The 17,289-nt window shown below is 48.7% G+C and carries 15 protein-coding genes; 10 read left to right on the top strand and 5 right to left on the bottom strand.

Annotation, left to right across the window (positions count from 1 at the left end; genetic code table 11):
• The first annotated feature begins 147 nt into the window (after positions 1–147).
• The 10 genes from RGU72_RS14240 to RGU72_RS14285 all read left to right on the top strand — a co-directional run bounded on the left by RGU72_RS14240 (position 148) and on the right by RGU72_RS14285 (position 10,703).
• On the top strand, positions 148–492 hold the full coding sequence (locus RGU72_RS14240; protein WP_322120352.1) for a DUF1840 domain-containing protein: 345 nt from the start codon (positions 148–150) through the stop codon (positions 490–492).
• Between the two features lie 24 nt (positions 493–516).
• A complete protein-coding gene (locus RGU72_RS14245) occupies positions 517–1,383 on the top strand; it encodes an alpha/beta hydrolase (protein ID WP_322120353.1) in 867 nt (288 codons plus the stop codon).
• A 295-nt stretch (positions 1,384–1,678) separates the two neighbouring features.
• Complete coding sequence (rsmB, locus tag RGU72_RS14250; protein WP_322120354.1) at positions 1,679–3,403, top strand: 16S rRNA (cytosine(967)-C(5))-methyltransferase RsmB; 1,725 nt, start codon at positions 1,679–1,681, stop codon at positions 3,401–3,403.
• 113 nt (positions 3,404–3,516) lie between these two features.
• Entirely contained in the window at positions 3,517–4,125 is a 609-nt protein-coding gene (locus RGU72_RS14255) for a DUF4390 domain-containing protein (protein WP_322120355.1), read from the top strand.
• Entirely contained in the window at positions 4,122–6,476 is a 2,355-nt protein-coding gene (locus tag RGU72_RS14260) for a sensor histidine kinase (protein WP_322120356.1), read from the top strand. The genes RGU72_RS14255 and RGU72_RS14260 overlap by 4 nt, the downstream gene beginning before the upstream one ends.
• Positions 6,477–6,560: 84 nt before the next feature.
• Positions 6,561–7,322, top strand: a complete 762-nt coding sequence (locus RGU72_RS14265; RefSeq protein WP_322120357.1) for a response regulator — start codon at positions 6,561–6,563, stop codon at positions 7,320–7,322.
• Positions 7,323–7,328: 6 nt separating this feature from the next.
• Positions 7,329–7,799, top strand: a complete 471-nt coding sequence (locus RGU72_RS14270; protein WP_322120358.1) for a GTPase — start codon at positions 7,329–7,331, stop codon at positions 7,797–7,799.
• Positions 7,800–8,192: 393 nt separating this feature from the next.
• A complete protein-coding gene (locus RGU72_RS14275; RefSeq protein WP_322120359.1) occupies positions 8,193–8,450 on the top strand; it encodes a DUF3567 domain-containing protein in 258 nt (85 codons plus the stop codon).
• 244 nt (positions 8,451–8,694) lie between these two features.
• Positions 8,695–9,678 (top strand): xanthine dehydrogenase accessory protein XdhC, encoded by a 984-nt coding sequence (gene xdhC / locus RGU72_RS14280; RefSeq protein ID WP_322120360.1) that lies wholly within the window; start codon positions 8,695–8,697, stop codon positions 9,676–9,678.
• Positions 9,675–10,703, top strand: coding sequence for an adenosine deaminase (locus RGU72_RS14285; RefSeq protein WP_322120361.1), 1,029 nt, complete (start codon positions 9,675–9,677; stop codon positions 10,701–10,703). The genes xdhC and RGU72_RS14285 overlap by 4 nt, the downstream gene beginning before the upstream one ends.
• A 724-nt stretch (positions 10,704–11,427) precedes the next feature.
• Here RGU72_RS14285 and RGU72_RS14290 read toward each other — a convergent pair.
• From RGU72_RS14290 to RGU72_RS14310, 5 genes are all read right to left on the bottom strand, one after another.
• On the bottom strand, positions 11,428–12,450 hold the full coding sequence (locus RGU72_RS14290) for an ABC transporter ATP-binding protein (RefSeq protein ID WP_322120362.1): 1,023 nt from the start codon (positions 12,448–12,450) through the stop codon (positions 11,428–11,430).
• Positions 12,447–13,457 (bottom strand): ABC transporter ATP-binding protein, encoded by a 1,011-nt coding sequence (locus tag RGU72_RS14295; protein WP_322120363.1) that lies wholly within the window; start codon positions 13,455–13,457, stop codon positions 12,447–12,449. The genes RGU72_RS14290 and RGU72_RS14295 overlap by 4 nt, the downstream gene beginning before the upstream one ends.
• Positions 13,458–13,466: 9 nt before the next feature.
• A complete protein-coding gene (locus tag RGU72_RS14300; RefSeq protein ID WP_322120364.1) occupies positions 13,467–14,384 on the bottom strand; it encodes an ABC transporter permease in 918 nt (305 codons plus the stop codon).
• A complete protein-coding gene (locus RGU72_RS14305; RefSeq protein ID WP_322120365.1) occupies positions 14,381–15,358 on the bottom strand; it encodes an ABC transporter permease in 978 nt (325 codons plus the stop codon). Before RGU72_RS14305 ends, RGU72_RS14300 begins: the two co-directional genes overlap by 4 nt.
• Before the next feature lie 222 nt (positions 15,359–15,580).
• On the bottom strand, positions 15,581–17,185 hold the full coding sequence (locus RGU72_RS14310) for an ABC transporter substrate-binding protein (RefSeq protein ID WP_416200128.1): 1,605 nt from the start codon (positions 17,183–17,185) through the stop codon (positions 15,581–15,583).
• Positions 17,186–17,289 lie beyond the last annotated feature (104 nt).

Genomic DNA, 17,289 nt, shown 5'->3' on the forward strand with positions numbered 1-17,289 from the left:
GAAGCTTAACTGAACTATTCATCAACCGGCACCAACGAAAAAAACTGTTATAGCAAGGCCGCGATAGCGGTTTTGTGCAAGCTCTGCCAGACTCCAACAAATTCAATCAAAAATAGCATCAGCTCATATTTATCAATAGGGAAAATCATGTTAATCACGTTCAAATCGAAAGCCGCCACCGAAGTCACCATGTACAAAGAACATGCGCGTCGGATATTGGACATGCTGAATAAAAATGTCGATCAAGGCATTATCACTGCAGCAGAAACTGCGCATGCGATCCAGGTCATCGAGGCTGCGGTTGCTGACAGCAAGGCACATAGTGTGTCGGAAGAATTGCAACGCGATATTGATGCGCACCACCACGACGATCAGCATGATAACGAGCATGAAAAAACAGAGACCGTCAGCTTCTCCAGCCGCGCGTATCCTCTGCTTGAAATGCTGCATGCAGCGCATAAAATGCAAAGAGAAGTAATGTGGGGCGTTTAGTTTAGTCCCGCGCCGGAGGCAGCAATGACATCGCATATTGATAAAACGCTAGAGTTTAGTTTGTCCGCCAGTGACGGCACGCCGCTATTTGTGCGTGACTGGCCATTGTCTCAGGCAGATGACAAAAAACCGGTGCACGATGGCATTGTGATCATGCATGGTCTGGGCGAGCATTGTGGTCGCTATGCACATGTGGCGCGGTTTTTTAACGCATTGGGATTTGCGGTACGCACTTATGATCATCGTGGCCATGGCGCATCTGGTGGTGCGCGTGGCGATAGTCCTGACGAAGAATCTTTGCTGCGTGATGCCAGACTGGTGATTAATGATTTCAGCAAACATCTTACTGCGCCGCCGCTATTGTTAGGGCATAGCATGGGCGGCTTGTTTGCAGCGCGTTTTGCGACTGCTGGTTTGGCGCCTATCCGTGGATTGATTTTGTCCTCCCCAGCGTTGGCATTACCGATGTCTGGCATGCAGCTGGCATTACTCAAAGTTGCCAGTACCTTGTTCCCTGGTCTTGGTGTTTCTAATGGTTTAAAAACAAAGTATTTGTCGCATGATGCCGAGGTAATTCAGGCCTACATCAACGATACTCAGGTGCACTCCAAAATCAGCGCCCGCTTATTAAATAGTATGCTGGCCTCGATGGAATACGCCCATGATCACGCGCCACAACTTAAAATCCCCGTGCTAATGATCGTGGCAGGTGATGATCACCTGGTTGACCCCGAGGGCAGCCAACGCTTTTTTGTCCGCTTACCGGAAGAAACTGCGCAAGCGTATTTTTACGATGGCTTTTATCACGAGATTTTTAATGAGCTGGAAGCCACCCGTGTCTTTGACGATGTGCGGACATGGCTGGTGCAGCGACATTTCATCGCAGCCTGACCCCAGCTTAGTCACAAAACATAAATACTCCCAGTAGGTATATATTAGTTGTCCATATAAAACCTGCCTGATACATCATTTTTAAGATAAAAATGAGGGAGTATATTAAAATCTAGGATATTTGATATTGGCTGATATTGAGTTATTAGTCATTCTCACGATCTCCTCCTTGCCTTTGCAATTCTCAGTGGCGAACGGTTTTACCTCAAAAGCTGGCTGACTGGAACGCGTTTTTAGCGAATACGCTGGCGCGGCTGTTACACTGGCAGCCAAAATTGTCTAAACGAATGCACATATGCTACAACCGCCAAGAAAAACCTTAAAGATCACTAAAACTGCCGCATCAGGCGCTGTCCAAAAGGACAATAAGACCAATAAATCAGGCAGGCCAGCGACCTCTAAGCCATATGCAAAGTCCGGCCAACCGGCACGGTCGGCACCATTAGCACCAGGGCCAAAATCCTCCCCGTCATCTGATGGCATTGCAGACCAGCGTAGGCTCGGCAAACCGGCGGCAACTGATGCAGCAGCGGCAAGACCTGTAGTGCCAGCCTCATTAAGCCCGTCAAGCTCATCAAACGCCCCTAGCGCGCAGCCAAACGCTTATGTGCACGACACATCGGGCATAGAGTATCTGGATATAAAAGCAGATTCGCTCGCCTTTAGTCTGGTGGGGGCGGCGCAAGCCGTAGCCTATGTATTAGACGGCGTGGCATTGCCACAAGCCTTGGCTAAAGTGTTTACACAAAGCAAGGCAACGCCGCAAATTAAAGGGGCGATTCAAGACATTTCTTATCGCACTATGCGTCAGGTTGGTCGGGTTGATGCCTTACTCACTTTGATGACAACTAAAGCACCGGAACCGGCACTGTTATACGGATTGCTGTGTTGTGCGTTGACTTTGCTGGTCAAAAACGAGGCGGAAGAAGATCAGGAACTGCCTTACGAAGCCTTCGTGGTGGTCGACCAAGCAGTTAATGCGGCGGCATCCAGTTCACACATGGCGCATGCCAAAAACATGGTCAACGCGATCTTGCGGCGCTTTCTGCGTGAGCAAGACAGTTTGCTGGCTACCGTGATCAAACAACCAGCGGCGCTGTGGAATTATCCACAATGGTGGATTGATCAATGCAAGGCGGCGTACCCCGATCAATGGCAAGCAATTTTGCGCACAGGTAATCAACATCCGCCGATGACGCTGCGGGTGAATCGTCGTCAGATCACGACTGAGGCGTATCTACTAACGCTGGCAAGCGAACACATAGAGGCAATCCAAATCGGACCGTATGCAGTGCGTCTGACAAAACCGGTGCCGGTGGCACAAATCCCTGGTTTTGAGCAAGGCTGGGTTTCAGTACAAGATGCAGGCGCACAATTAGCCGCAAGTTTGCTGGATGTACAAGACGGTATGCGAGTGCTAGATGCCTGCGCTGCTCCCGGCGGTAAGTCTTGCCATATTCTGGAAACAGCCAATGTCGATTTATTAGCCTTGGATGCAGACCCGCAACGCTTGGGGCGGATTGACGAAAATCTGGCGCGCTTGCAATTGTCAGCAGAGGTGAAAGAAGGCGATGCCAGCCGCTCTGGCTGGTGGGATAAACAAGGGTTTGACCGAATTTTGGCAGATATTCCTTGCACCGCATCCGGCGTGGTGCGCCGTCATCCGGATATCCGCTGGTTAAGGCGCAAGGCGGATGCAGTACAGTTATCGACCTTATCCGCCCGGATTTTAGACAATCTATGGCGCATGCTGAAACCGGAGGGCAAACTGCTGTTGGTCACTTGTTCTATCTGGCCGATGGAGTCTGAATTGCAGGCAGCAGCTTTTGCAAAACGTCATAACGCAATCCGTCTGGATGCACCTGGTCAACTTTTGCCGACCGCCATTCTGCCTAATCGGATAACTGCGCAGACAACGGAACAGACCGCCGAGCAAGCCACAGAATCAGACACAACGTCGGCTGAGAACAACGATCATGACGGTTTGTTCTACGCTTTGTTTCAAAAACCCGCCGCTTAGCACTTATTGCTAAAACTTAATAAAATTCAGAGCGACTTTCAAGCTATGATGCGAAAAACCGCACTCATACTTATCAGACAATCATGACCCTTGTTTCGCCTCATCATAATTTTATGATCAGACGCTCTATTCATTTACTAAACGGCCTGTTGGCCGGATGGTTGAACTTGCTGTTGATGCTGGCATTTGCCTGCGTTACTGCCTTAGCTGCACCAGCGGCCTTGGCCGCCGATGTTGAGGTGACCCTGGCAAAACTGGAAACCACCGAAGAAGGTTACCGAATTGCTACCGGTTTTGCTTTTGAGTTAAGTCACGGGCTGGAAGATGCGATCACCCGCGGCATACCGATGGTATTTACGACCGAGGTTGAGCTAAGCCGACCACGTTGGTACTGGTTTGACGAAAAAACCATACGCTCGTCTCAGACCGTCCGCATTGCCTACAACGTCTGGACACGTCAATATACCGCGGCAATCAATGGCGGTTTGCAGCAAAGTTTCAACTCTCTTGATGAAGCCATGGCCTTGGTATTGCGGCCAAGGCGCTGGATCGTCGTAGAACACGGCATTTTGACCAACGGCGCGGTGTATAACGTCGCTGTGCGCTTAAAGCTGGACCTGAACCAGCTACCGAAACCGTTTTTGATCAGCGCTTTAAATAATAGCGACTGGCGACTTGCGTCTGACTGGAAACAGTTCACCTTCAAGGCGGAAGAGAAGTGACACGTTTTCTCCGGTATGCCCTGATTATTGGCGGTGCTCTGATGAGCATCTTACTATTCTTTTTAACCACTGCATCCGAAAATTCTGCCAATTTTGAGCACTATTACGGCTGGTTGCTGGGCGCGAATGCAGTCATTGCTTTTGCGCTGTCGGTGTTAGTCATCACTCTTCTGTGGCGCCTGTTACGGCGGTACCGGACTAAGGAGTTTGGCTCGCGCCTGATGACGCGACTGGTGATGTTATTTGCGTTAGTGGGGATTTTGCCGGGCGCGGTGATTTACGTCGTGTCAGTGCAATTTGTGAGCCGGTCTATCGAATCCTGGTTTGATGTCAAAGTCGAGGCGGCGATTGAATCGGGCTTAAATCTGGGACGCAGTGCGCTCGAGTTCTCATTAGCCGATCTAGAATCCAAAGCCCAAAATATGTCCGGCCGCTTATCAGAACCATCTGAAATGAGTTTGTCTATCCGGTTGGGACGCTTACGAGAACAGCTGGATGTGCAAGACGCCACCATCGTAAACAGCAAAGGGCGCGTCATTGCTACCGCCTCTGCCAATATGGGACGACTGGTGCCAGACTTGCCAACCCCAGCGATGATACGGCAGGCGCGGGTATCGCATGCGTATGCCGCGACTGAGGGCAATTCTGAACCGGTCTCGTTTATTGACAATAGTGCCGCTAATGCCGGCGCCAGCCGCCCCGTTCTGCCAGCGGAGCCACGCGATCTGTTACGTTCGCGCGTCGTGATTGCCCTGCACTCCGCCACTGGCACCAACACAAGTGGTTTGTCTTTGCAAAATGAAGCAATTTATTTGCAATTAATCCATCCCGTACCTACCATGCTCGCCACGCATGCAGAAGCACTGCGCAATGCGTCGGCAGAATATCAAGTCCGCTCCTTAGGACGCGGCAGCTTGAAAACCATGTATATCTTTACCCTCACGCTGACTTTATTGCTGGCAATTTTTGCCGCAGTCACTAGCGCTTTTCTGATCTCAGGCGAGCTGGCGCGCCCTCTTCTGTTATTAGCCGAAGGTACCAAAGCGGTAGCAGAAGGTAATCTCTCACCACGCCCGATCATCACAACCTCGGATGAACTCGGCAGTCTGACGCAATCGTTTAACACGATGACTCGGCAGCTATTTGATGCGCGTGCCGCAGTGGAGAAAAACCGTAGCGAGTTAGAAAACGCCAAAGCCTATTTAGAATCCGTATTGGCTAACATGTCCGCCGGTGTAATGGTGCTTGATCAGCATGCCAATTTAGTCACCTGTAACGAATCAGTAGAGCGGATTTTGCAACGCAGTTTAGAGCATGACATCGGCAAGCCAATTAGCGAGATCGAAGGCATGAGCGGCTTCGCCGTGGCAGTCGATAAAGCATTCTCTGAGCAGCATGCACAATCCGCCGCCGGTGGCGAGGATGAAAACGCGCAGCATTGGCAGCAGCAAATCGAAATCCCACGACTGCAAACCAACAGAACAGAAAGCACAGCGCCTAATAATACTGAAGAACAAGGCATTACCTTATTGGCACGCGGCTCACATTTGCCGGTCTCTTCGGGCAACGGGTACGTAGTGGTATTTGATGACATCAGCAATATTATCTCGGCACAGCGCTCAATCGCCTGGGGCGAAGTGGCGCGAAGACTGGCGCATGAGATCAAAAATCCGCTGACACCGATCCAGTTATCTGCCGAACGTTTACAGATGAAGCTGCAAGACAAGCTGAGCGAAGCCGATGTTGCTATTCTTAAGAAAAGCACAACCACGATTGTCAATCAGGTAACCTCGATGAAGCGCATGGTGGATGATTTCCGCGATTACGCAAAAACACCGCCTGCCGTGCTGACACCGTTAAATCTGACCGCTTTAATTGATGAAGTACTGCATTTGTATATGGCTGGCGATGGGCGGGATGCGATCAAACTCAGGTTGGCCAGCAATCTTCCCTTAGTCATGGGTGACGCTACCCAGCTGCGCCAGGTAATCCACAATCTTTTACAAAACGCGCAAGATGCGGTTGCTGACAACGCCAAACCAGGCGCGATCCCGCAAATTGATGTGGTCGCGGAGCTAGTTCGTTACACCAGCGCCGACAAGGCGGAACGCGCTGCGGTGCGGCTGTCTATCATCGATAACGGGCCCGGTTTTTCTAGTAAAATTTTAGCGCGCGCCTTTGAGCCGTATGCCACTTCCAAACCACGCGGCACCGGTTTAGGCCTGGCGATGGTGAAAAAAATTATTGATGAACATGGCGGTAGAATTGATATTCAAAATCGTAGCGATACAAACGGTGCAAAAATATCGATTTTGCTGTTAAAGTTAGCACCGGATTCAAATGTCGTTTAATTTGATTTCCACTATTGCTATGTGCGATGGAACCCACCAGAGGAACACTGCATGGTAATGGACCAGAATTTAATAAGGTAATTTATGGCAAACATATTGGTCGTCGATGACGAAATGGGCATCCGGGAACTACTCTCGGAGATTTTAGGCGACGAGGGACACGTCGTTCAACTGGCAGAAAACGCCCAGCAAGCGCGCGAAGCAAGAGCGGCATCCCGCCCTGACTTGGTGTTGCTGGATATCTGGATGCCAGATACCGATGGCGTCACACTCCTCAAAGAATGGCAACGCGACGGTATGTTGACGATGCCCGTCATCATGATGTCTGGTCACGCCACCATCGACACTGCGGTCGAGGCCACTCGGATAGGCGCGCTGAACTTTTTAGAAAAACCCATCGCCCTGCAAAAACTGCTGAAAGCAGTTCAGCAAGGTCTGACGCGCACGCCAGAAGTAGCCCGTCCTGCGGCACCCGCTTTACGTGTCATCACTGGCGATTCGCTTGGCAACAGTGGTAACAGTGCTGGCAATAGCCTGAGTAACTCGAATAGCCTGACATCCAGTAGCTTCGCCTCCAGCGCGAGCAATTTTGATCAGCGCAATTTTACGACGGCGCAAAGTCCTCTACCGGCGGTGAATAATCAGTTTGCCAATCTGTCCTTTGATTTGCCGCTGAGAGAAGCACGCGATGCTTTTGAGCGTATTTATTTTGAATACCATCTCAACCGCGAAGGCGGCAGCATGACCCGCGTAGCAGAAAAAACAGGTTTAGAACGCACGCATCTGTATCGTAAATTAAAGCAACTTGGAGTGGAGTCAGTTAAATACGCCAAACGCGGCGAATAAAACTGCATGCAAGAACCTAACTTGCGCACGTTGCCCACATGTCCTACATCAGTCACGCTGGTCAGCGGCGGCAGTTATCAGCAAAGAGAGTCTGCGATTGCTGCCGCTGTACAAAAGATGCAAGTCCTTGCCGGTATCCATAGCGCCAATTCTTTCGGCGTCATACTGGAAGGCTTGCCCAGCGGTGAACTGGCACTCCAAGTCATCAACGATAGATTGTCTGATCCGGCAACAGCACCGCAGACAAAATTAACACCTGCACTACAAATACAACGCATCGCACCCGGCTGTATGTGTTGCATTGGCAACCTCGCCATGCGCGTCACACTCAATCGTCTGTTACGACAAAAACCGAATTATCTGTTTCTGGCACTAGGTAATCCAGAACATTTAACACAACTGCGTGACTTTTTATCACAAGCGCCGTATGTCGACTTGTTAAGATGCGATGCAGATATTATTTTAAGCTCTGGCTGACAAAATAAAGCTCAAAAATTCATATACTCCCCATCATTTTTACGAAAATAGCCATATTGTCCAATCATTATCTGGACAATAAAATATACTCCTACAGGTATAAATAAAATCATTTAATTGAGTCGGTCTCAATCATTCAATATTGAGCTATTTTCTTTAGCAAAGAATCCGCCTAAGTCCGAAAAAGCTAAAGCTCTGCGTTGCCCGGCCGTAACACTAATATGACAAAGATATAAAATTATTCCAGCAAGATGCAAAGTCAAAGGTAATATGAGGTGATAAGCTAAAGAAGGCAGTTGTAGAGGGGAGGCTTGAAATCTGTGCAGATCAGCACCATGTCCTTAGTAACAGAAATTGAAACCACCAACGATTTCCGACCAGAAAGGGTGCAAAATGAATCTCATCTACAACAGCGAGCAATACAGCGTCTTTGAATACGGCGCCGACACTGACCATGAAGCTTTGCGCTTTGGCGGTTATGAAATCACCGACAAATCGGTGCGTCGCGAATGGTTTATCGGCGGCCCGCTAGCAGCCAACTTCCGCAAAGATGTCCACGAATTAATCGCCAGCGAACCTAGCATTGAAGATATCGATGATTTTCTGGGCCAGTTCGATTCTTACATGAAGCAATCGGTACAACTGCACTAAGCACGCACTGTGCATATCAGTAAGTCAACTGTCGTAAAAGATCGCGATCTATTTGAATCACAGAAGCTCTACATGACCCTTGAGCACGCTCTGCGCTCAGGGTTATTCAATCATCTACCAGTGATGGCTTGCATACACTTAGCTGTATGCAATGAGATAGTAGAAATGCTATTGTCAGGCTTCATGCATTTTTGTCCTCACAAGTGCCAATAGGCGCTACTAAGCCTCACTAAACGCCTCCATCATGACCTCGTCCATTTCCCCGCTCGATTGGCTCAGTGGCTTGAAAAGTCTTAGTACCACGTCGTCAAATCAGCGTCATGCGGTATTAGTTACTATCACCGCGGCACTTGGCTCTACGCCCCGTGGCACAGGCACACGTATGTTGGTCACACCCACCACGCAATACAGCACGATCGGTGGCGGGCATCTGGAATGGAAAGCGCTGGCAATGGCGCACTTGTGGCTATCTGAAACCGTATTTAAAACAAGCTCACCACGTACTGAGAAACTGGCACTTGGCCCTAGTCTGGGGCAATGCTGCGGCGGCGCTGTGCAGATTCAGCTTGATCGCCTGGATCAATGGAGCGATGCAGAATTTATAACGCAGCTCAGTCATTTTCAGCAACAGCAACCAGTGTTACCGCAACTGATTTTGTTTGGTGCTGGTCATGTCGGTGCCGCCTTAGTGCAAGTTCTATCGCAAATTCCTTGCCGAATTTTGTGGGTAGACGAACGCGATCATTTGTTCCCGGCACAATTACCTGCTAACGTACAAACCGAAGCTACCGACACACCGGAAGCCGTCATCGCTCAGGCTGACGCTAGTACGTATTTTCTGGTGATGACGCATCATCACGGCTTAGATTTACGTTTGAGTGAACAAATTTTAAAAAGAGGCGACGCAGCGTGGTTTGGACTGATAGGCTCGCAGACCAAACGTGCCAGTTTTGAGCATCGATTAAAAGAGCGTGGCATTCCCGTCTTCGCATTACAAAGCATGATTTGCCCTATCGGCTTGCCAGGTATCACAGGCAAAGAACCAGGCGTGATTGCGGTTGCAGTTGCCGCACAATTATTGCAGTTATGGTCAACCATCCCTGCACTGCCAGCGAATCCGGTATTGAGTGCAAATGCAGCTAGAAACTCAGTTATAAACGCAGTTGCAAACTCAGTTACAAACATACCGACTAATCCATCTTCTATTTTGAGTACAGCAACGCTATGAGTAATCACTTACACGACTTTATTTGTGGCCTGCCGAAAGCCGAACTTCATTTGCATATTGAAGGCTCGCTTGAGCCAGAATTGATGTTCGCACTGGCGCAACGCAATGCGGTCAAACTGCCATACGCATCTGTAGAAGAGATCCGTGCTGCATACAACTTTAGTGACCTGCAATCGTTTCTCGATCTGTATTACGCTGGTGCTGCAGTGTTACAGACCGAGCAGGATTTTTATGATTTGACCATGGCCTACATCCAACGGGCATTGGCTGACAATGTGCGCCATGTCGAATTATTTTTTGATCCGCAAACGCATACCGCCAGAGGGATTGCCACTGAGGTCGTGTTCGCTGGTATTGCACGCGCCTTGCGCGAGGCCAAAGCAGAACATGATTTTTCCGGCAGTATGATTTTATGCTTCTTGCGCCATCTTAGTGAAGAAGACGCCTTCGCTACGCTGGATGCGGCCTTAGCGCTGCGTGATGCATATGCCGATCTGTGGAATGGCATCGGCCTTGATTCTTCAGAGGTTGGCAATCCACCAGAAAAATTTACCCGCGTATTCGCCAAATCATTAGAGCTAGGTTTCCGCCTGGTCGCACATGCAGGCGAAGAAGGCCCGCCAGCCTACATCCACAGCGCACTTGATGTCTTGCAAGTAGAACGCATTGACCACGGCGTCAGGGCGGAGGAAGACGCCGCGCTGATGCAGCGTTTGCAGCAAACACAAATGCCACTGACGGTCTGCCCTTTGTCTAATTTAAAACTCTGCGTAGTATCCGATTTGCGTCAGCACAATCTGGCGCGCATGTTGCGTGTGGGTCTGTGCATCACCATCAACTCCGACGATCCTGCGTATTTTGGTGGCTATATGAATACTAACTTCATCGCCACAGCCGACGCGCTGGAATTGACACGCGCCGAATTAATACAGTTAGCAAAAAACAGCTTCTGTGCTTCCTTCGCATCGCCGGAACAAAAGCAGGTGTGGCTAAACGAGTTAGATGAATATGTGCGTCTGCACTGATGTAAGCTGATCTGACGAAGCGGTTTGAACTTTTGGCATATGCGTGTAGCGACTCGACTAAGACCAACATAACCAATACAAGTTGCGGCTTGTTTGCTACAACCGCTTGCCGCCAAATTAATATACTCCCCATAAAATTTTAGCAATTAGGCTTGATGTCCAATCATTATTTGGATGTCTAAAATATACTTACAGCAGTATATTTTCAATCACAAATTATCGCGGCAAAACAACGTCATATCAGATCGCATAAATTCAGATGCCCCCAATTAAATTCGTAGTTAAATTTTAGGCAAAAAAAAGCCCGCAGAGTGTGCGGGCTGAAATCCAAACCTTTACGGTGTTGGAGGAGACAGGTGTAACTATATCGCAGTGCAGCAAATAAACAAAACATTATTTTTGCATATCAATCATTCACAAAGCGAATATCAAATTACCGAGTCTTCCCTCTAAATTTTCCCTCAAAATATTACGCAACATCAAAGCGAATTTACTTCCATAGGAAAGCCCGTCATTTTCTATGCGGAACAAACTACTATTGATTTCATAGGCAAAAAAAAGCCCGCGACCTTAAGGTTGCGGGCTGAAATCCAAACCTTTACGGTGTTGGAGGAGACAACTGAACTTTATCGCAGCGCAGCAAATAAGGCTGCTTTATTTTTCGTATACCAGTCATTTCCAAAACACATAATGTTCATTTGGAGCAACAAGTTAATAAGTAGAATTACCCACCGCTGGATTCATTTAAATGACATGCTGAAAAATGTTGCGGTGCTATCTCTCTGAGAGCGGGCTGTTCGACTGCGCAACGCGGCATGGCATGCGGACAGCGTGGATGAAAATAGCATCCAGCGGGTGGATTCAGTGGGGATGGAATTTCACCCTTAATGGCAAAAAATGTGGTTTTTTTCACCTCTAGCTTAGGTGCTGCGGCCATCAATGCTTGCGTATAAGGATGGTTGGCGTGTCCAAATATCTCTTCTGCAGGTGCCGACTCCACCACTTTGCCCAAATACATAATCACTACACGATCTGATAAATGGCGTACGACGCCAAGATCATGGCTAATAAACAAATAAGTCAGATTCAATTCCTGCCGCAGCTGCATGAACAAGTTCAGCACTTGCGCCTGAATCGACACATCTAACGCAGCGACGGCTTCATCACAGACCAAAAATTCGGGCTTCACGGCCAGCGCGCGGGCAATTCCTATCCGCGCACGCTGTCCGCCAGAAAACTGATGTGGAAAGCGTCGTAAAACAGCGGGATCTAAACCAACTCGCTGCAACAAATTTTCTACATAAGACTTTTGTTCAGAGCCTGAAATAATCTGATGTACAACAGGCGCTTCGCCAATAATGCCTTGCACTCGCATACGAGGATTCAGCGATGCATACGGATCTTGAAAAATCATTTGTATGCCAAGCTGTACCTTGCGCTGCGCAGCGCGATCCATTTGCTTGACTTCTTGTCCTCGCCACCAACGCGATCCCTCAGACAACGAATGCAAACCGACCGCCATGCGTCCTAGAGTCGATTTGCCACAACCAGATTCACCGACCAGACCAACCACCTCACCGGCTTGCACCACCAGATTCACTTGATCAACCGCGTGCACGGTCTGTTGCTGCATATTGGCACCAAACACATTGGCGATCTTGGCGGCGGTATCCAATGGTTTGACGAAACGTTTGCTGACATTGCGTAGCTCTAATATCGGTGTAGCGTCAGAGTGAATAATGCTCATGCGACTAACTCGCTCTCTGCGGGTATTGGGTGAAAACAACGCACAGCGCGACCATCGATCTCTGTTAAAGCTGGCACATTGGCACAATCGCTCTGCGCCTGACTACAACGCTCACGAAAAGCACAACCGACTGGCAAGTTTAATAAAGAGGGTGTCATTCCGGGAATCTGATGTAAAGCCTGACCACGCGGGTTGCGTGACGGCGCCGAGGCGATCAAGCCATAGGTATAAGGGTGACGTGGTTGGTTCAGCACTTGCTCCACCGTGCCGCTCTCAACAATCCGGCCAGCATACATTACGCTCACGGTATCGGCCAATCCGGCGATCACCGATAAGTCATGCGTGATCCAGATTAAGGAGGTACCGGATTCGCGGCAAAGTTTTTGCATCTCAAACAGAATTTGTCCTTGTATCGTCACGTCCAAGGCCGTTGTCGGCTCGTCGCAAATAATCAGATCAGGTTTATTCAGCAGAGCAATCGCAATCGCCACGCGTTGACGCATGCCGCCAGAAAATTGATGCGGATACGACATCAACCGCTCGTCCGGTGAAGGAATGCCTACCCGCACCAAAGCATCACGTGCCATTTCCATCGCAGCAGATTTACTTACTTTGTGATGGGCGAAAATGGCCTCGGTCATTTGCGTATCTATCCGCAATACCGGATTTAAAGTCATCATCGGATCTTGAAAAATCATCGCAATGCGGTCACCTCTTACCTGGCGCATTTGCTCTGCAGACATCGCCCGCAAGTCCTGACCTTTGAGTAAAATTTGACCACCCACGACTTTACCCGGCGCATCAATCAAACCCATGATGGAATAACCGGTCATCGATTTGCCCGAACCAGACTCCCCCACTAATCCCATAATTTGACCAGGCATCACCGAGAACGAGACATCATTCACTGCGGTTGCTATTCCTGCGCGGGTATGGAATTCGGTCGTCAATCCTTCGACAATCAGAGTAGGTTGCGTAGGTTGCGTTGCTTGTTTTAGTTCTGGCATCACGTCCTCTTATTGTGTCTGCAAACGCGGATTGAGCACATCGCGCAACTGATCGGCTACCAGGTTGATGGACACTACCGTCACTAATAAAGCGATGCCCGGGAAGAAACTGATCCAGTATTTACCCGACAGCAGATATTGGAAGCCATTTGCAATCAGCAATCCCAGTGAGGGTTCAGTGACTGGCAAACCCAAACCTAAAAAGGATAACGTCGCCTCTAGTGAAATCGCCGAAGCTACCTGCAATGCAGCGATCACAATCAACGGCGGTAAGCAATTAGGTAGCAGATGTCGCAAAATAATCCGGGCAGGTGACAAACCCAAGCCTATTGCAGCTTCCACATATTCCTTTTTGCGCTCCACCAAGGCTGCGCTCCTTGCGGTGCGGGCGTAGTAAGCCCATTGCACTGCGACCAGCGCGATGATGATTTTGCCCACGCCCTGCCCGCTCAGCGCCAGCAAAATCAAGGCAATCAAAATCGGAGGAAACGACAATTGGATATCGGCAATCCGCATAATTAACGATTCGATCTTGCCACCTGCATAGCCAGCGAACAGCCCCAACGTTAAGCCAATCACCAAAGCAATCACGGTACTGCTAACACCAACCATCACTGAAATACGTAAGCCGTAAATAATCGCAGAGAGCATGTCACGTCCCTGCTCATCAGTGCCCATCAGAAAACGTAATTTGCCATCGGCCGACATCTGACCAGGCTCTAGCCGCGAATCCATCACATCTAAATTGCTGAGATCGTAGGGATTTTGCGGCGATATCCAGGGGGCGAAAAGTGCTGCTAACAAAATCAAGACCAGCAACACTAAGCCTGCTGTAGCGATTTTGCTTTCAAAAAATTGACGGGTAAATCGCCGGAACGGCGTATCCGCTTTAAACGGCGCTGCTGGTTTTTGCAATGTCGTCGTCATGATTTGCTCTCAGAAAGTCGGACTCGTGGATCGAGCAAAGAATACAAAACATCTACCACCAGATTAATCAAAATAAACATCGTCACAATCAGCAGCAAATACGCCACGATGACTGGTCGATCCAATACGCGGATAGAATCAATAATCAGCTTACCCATGCCCGGCCAGGCGAACACCGATTCCGTCACAATCGCGAACGCAATAATCGAACCAAATTGCAAAGCAATCACGGTAATGATCGGTATTAAAATATTTTTGAGTACATGCACGCCAATGATGCGGCTATTTCGCAAACCCTTGGCACGTGCAAATTTGACATAGTCTTGCAACAGCGCTTCTTGCGCACCAGCGCGCGTCAGGCGTATGACCAATGCGACGTTAAACAAGGCCAGATTAAATGCGGGCATCAGTATATGTCGCAGACCGTCCCAACTTAAAAAACTTACGGGAATACCGAAGAGCAAACTGGTTTCGCCACGTCCACTGGAGGGCAACCAGCCTAACTGCACGGCAAACACCATAATCAGCATCAACCCTACCCAAAATGTAGGCAATGAAAAACCGAAAATGGAAACCGCCATAATCGTTTTTCCCGCTACGCCGTTGGGACGCAAACCCGCCCACAAACCAAGCGGTATGCCCATCACGACCGACAAAAAGATGGCGCAGACGGCGAGCTCCATCGTTGCTGGCATGCGTTCAAAAATCAGGGCAAGAGCGGGCGTAGAAAAAGCAAACGAGCGTCCCATATCACCGCTGAGTGCATTTTTTAAAAATATAAAATATTGCTCCACCATCGGTTTATCTAAACCAAATGCGGCAATGGTGCGGGCACGCTCTAGCTGATCGGCGTCTGGGCTAATCAATACATCAATCGGGTTACCGATTGCGTACACGCCGGCAAACACCAGCAGCGACATCACCAGTAAAACGATGACGCTTTGCATCAGACGTCGAATAATAAAAACCAACATGCTGCTTCCTGTTCCACTGTCAAAACTTACATCAATAGGAATTACGCAAAAACCAAAACCCCTCACCACAGAGACACAGAGGAAGAATAAATACCGAGAAAATCAATAGAACAGCAAAACCTGCCTTTCTCTTTTTTTGTTGTTCCTCTGTGTCTCTGTGTCTCTGTGCCTCTGTGGTGAGGGGTCTTGATGCTTTAGACACTTATCGATATTTAGGTCTGATTATTTGGCACTAAAATCGTAGGCATGAGTACGTTCGTCGGTACGGGGAATATAGGTAATATTCTTCTTCATCGCCCAGGTCGTCACCTGTTGATGAATCGGAATGATCTCGGCATCATTGATCACTAGCGCAGTAGCATCTTGCAATAACTTCAGGCGGACTTTATCGTCTACCGTGTTCATTGCCTTACCTAAGATTTCATTCACTTTAGGATTGCAATATTTGAGGTAGTTGTTACCGCCAAACCCTTTTTCAGGCTCATCACAGGCGGCAATCGCGCGTAAAGGGGAAGAGACTTCACCCGTCTGCGCGCCCCAGCCGAGCAAGCCGATTGAGTATTCGCGCTTAATTCCACGGGAGGCGTAGATCGACATTGGCATACCTTCTACCTTAGCTGCAATACCAATTTTTGACAGCATTTGGGCAATTGTTTGGGTAATTTTCTCATCATTGACATAACGATTATTCGGGGTCTGGATGGTGACACTAAAGCCGTTGGGATAACCAGCCTCGGTCAATAATTTTTTAGCCATATCTGGATCGTATTTCATGACTTTGAGTTCGGGATTATGCCCAAATAAAGTGATAGGAACCAAGTTGGCAGTCGGCTGTGACAGTCCTTCCATAACACGATCTTTAATCGCGTCACGATTGATCGCCATCGAAATCGCTTTACGGACACGGATATCTTTCAATGGATTTTTATCCATAGGCTTGCCATCTTTGTCCGTGATGAAAGGAGATTTATCGCGGGTACCGTCCAGATATAAATAGATCAGGCGGTGCGATACTTTTGACATCATGGTCAAATTGGTGTCGCTACGGATACGGGCAACATCGGGGGTGGGTACGTTCTCTAAGGCTTGCACATCACCCGCTAACAAAGCCGCAATACGGGTCGCACCGTTAGGAATAAAACGCAAAGTCACTTTGCTCCATTTACCGGCTTTTTTACCCCAATATCCATCGAAGCGGTCCATCTCAATCCTGTCATCCCGCAGGAACTTCACGAATTTATACGGACCTGTTCCGACCATCCCTTTGCCGCTAGAAAAATCGTCGCTGGTCAAACCTTGGGTCGCTTTTTTAGAGACAATATAAATCGCGGACAAATCTGGCAACATCAGTGGATAAGGCTCTTTAGTCGTCAGCCGAATCGTATAAGCATCAACAACCTTCTTGTTAATGATTGCCTTGGTGTAGACATCAAACTTGCCAGGGCTGCCAACGATATTTGCAGGACGATCCAATGACCAGATCACATCATCGGCCGTCATTTCAGAACCATCATGAAATTTAATGCCTTTACGCAGCTTTAACTCCCAAGTCAAGTTATTGACCAGCGTCCATGACTCCGCGAGGCCAGGAATAATATGGCTATCGGCATCCATGGTGACTAAAGTCTCAAACATATGGTCTGAGACATTGAGATTTGGAAAGACGTTATAAAAATGGGGGTCGAGCGACGTTGGTGGCGAACTCATCGCCAATTTAAATTCCTGCGCAAAGCTGATCGGCGACACCACGAGGAAAGCCGAGATACTTGCAGCTAACAACACGGTGCGTGGTTTGATTTTGCTCTTAATTTTATGCAACATCGACATCGACGACTCCTTTAAAATCGGTTGGGACAGTGCCAGCAATCAAACTATCAGGATGAAAAACCAACTCAATTCTGATTGAGGCAAAATGATTTACACTTGAACTT

Origin of the sequence: Undibacterium sp. 5I1 (assembly GCF_034314085.1) — a bacterium.
Classification (GTDB): domain Bacteria; phylum Pseudomonadota; class Gammaproteobacteria; order Burkholderiales; family Burkholderiaceae_D; genus Undibacterium.

Excerpts from the sequence above, each read along its gene's own strand:
- rsmB (WP_322120354.1), top strand. The coding sequence starts at position 1,679 with ATGCTACAACCGCCAAGAAAAACCTTAAAGATCACTAAAACTGCCGCA.
- RGU72_RS14285 (WP_322120361.1), top strand. The coding sequence starts at position 9,675 with ATGAGTAATCACTTACACGACTTTATTTGTGGCCTGCCGAAAGCCGAA.
- RGU72_RS14305 (WP_322120365.1), bottom strand. The coding sequence starts at position 15,358 with ATGTTGGTTTTTATTATTCGACGTCTGATGCAAAGCGTCATCGTTTTA.
- RGU72_RS14275 (WP_322120359.1), top strand. The coding sequence starts at position 8,193 with ATGAATCTCATCTACAACAGCGAGCAATACAGCGTCTTTGAATACGGC.
- RGU72_RS14300 (WP_322120364.1), bottom strand. The coding sequence starts at position 14,384 with ATGACGACGACATTGCAAAAACCAGCAGCGCCGTTTAAAGCGGATACG.
- RGU72_RS14245 (WP_322120353.1), top strand. The coding sequence starts at position 517 with ATGACATCGCATATTGATAAAACGCTAGAGTTTAGTTTGTCCGCCAGT.
- RGU72_RS14270 (WP_322120358.1), top strand. The coding sequence starts at position 7,329 with ATGCAAGAACCTAACTTGCGCACGTTGCCCACATGTCCTACATCAGTC.
- xdhC (WP_322120360.1), top strand. The coding sequence starts at position 8,695 with ATGACCTCGTCCATTTCCCCGCTCGATTGGCTCAGTGGCTTGAAAAGT.
- RGU72_RS14310 (WP_416200128.1), bottom strand. The coding sequence starts at position 17,185 with ATGTCGATGTTGCATAAAATTAAGAGCAAAATCAAACCACGCACCGTG.
- RGU72_RS14240 (WP_322120352.1), top strand. The coding sequence starts at position 148 with ATGTTAATCACGTTCAAATCGAAAGCCGCCACCGAAGTCACCATGTAC.
- RGU72_RS14295 (WP_322120363.1), bottom strand. The coding sequence starts at position 13,457 with ATGCCAGAACTAAAACAAGCAACGCAACCTACGCAACCTACTCTGATT.
- RGU72_RS14255 (WP_322120355.1), top strand. The coding sequence starts at position 3,517 with ATGATCAGACGCTCTATTCATTTACTAAACGGCCTGTTGGCCGGATGG.
- RGU72_RS14290 (WP_322120362.1), bottom strand. The coding sequence starts at position 12,450 with ATGAGCATTATTCACTCTGACGCTACACCGATATTAGAGCTACGCAAT.
- RGU72_RS14265 (WP_322120357.1), top strand. The coding sequence starts at position 6,561 with ATGGCAAACATATTGGTCGTCGATGACGAAATGGGCATCCGGGAACTA.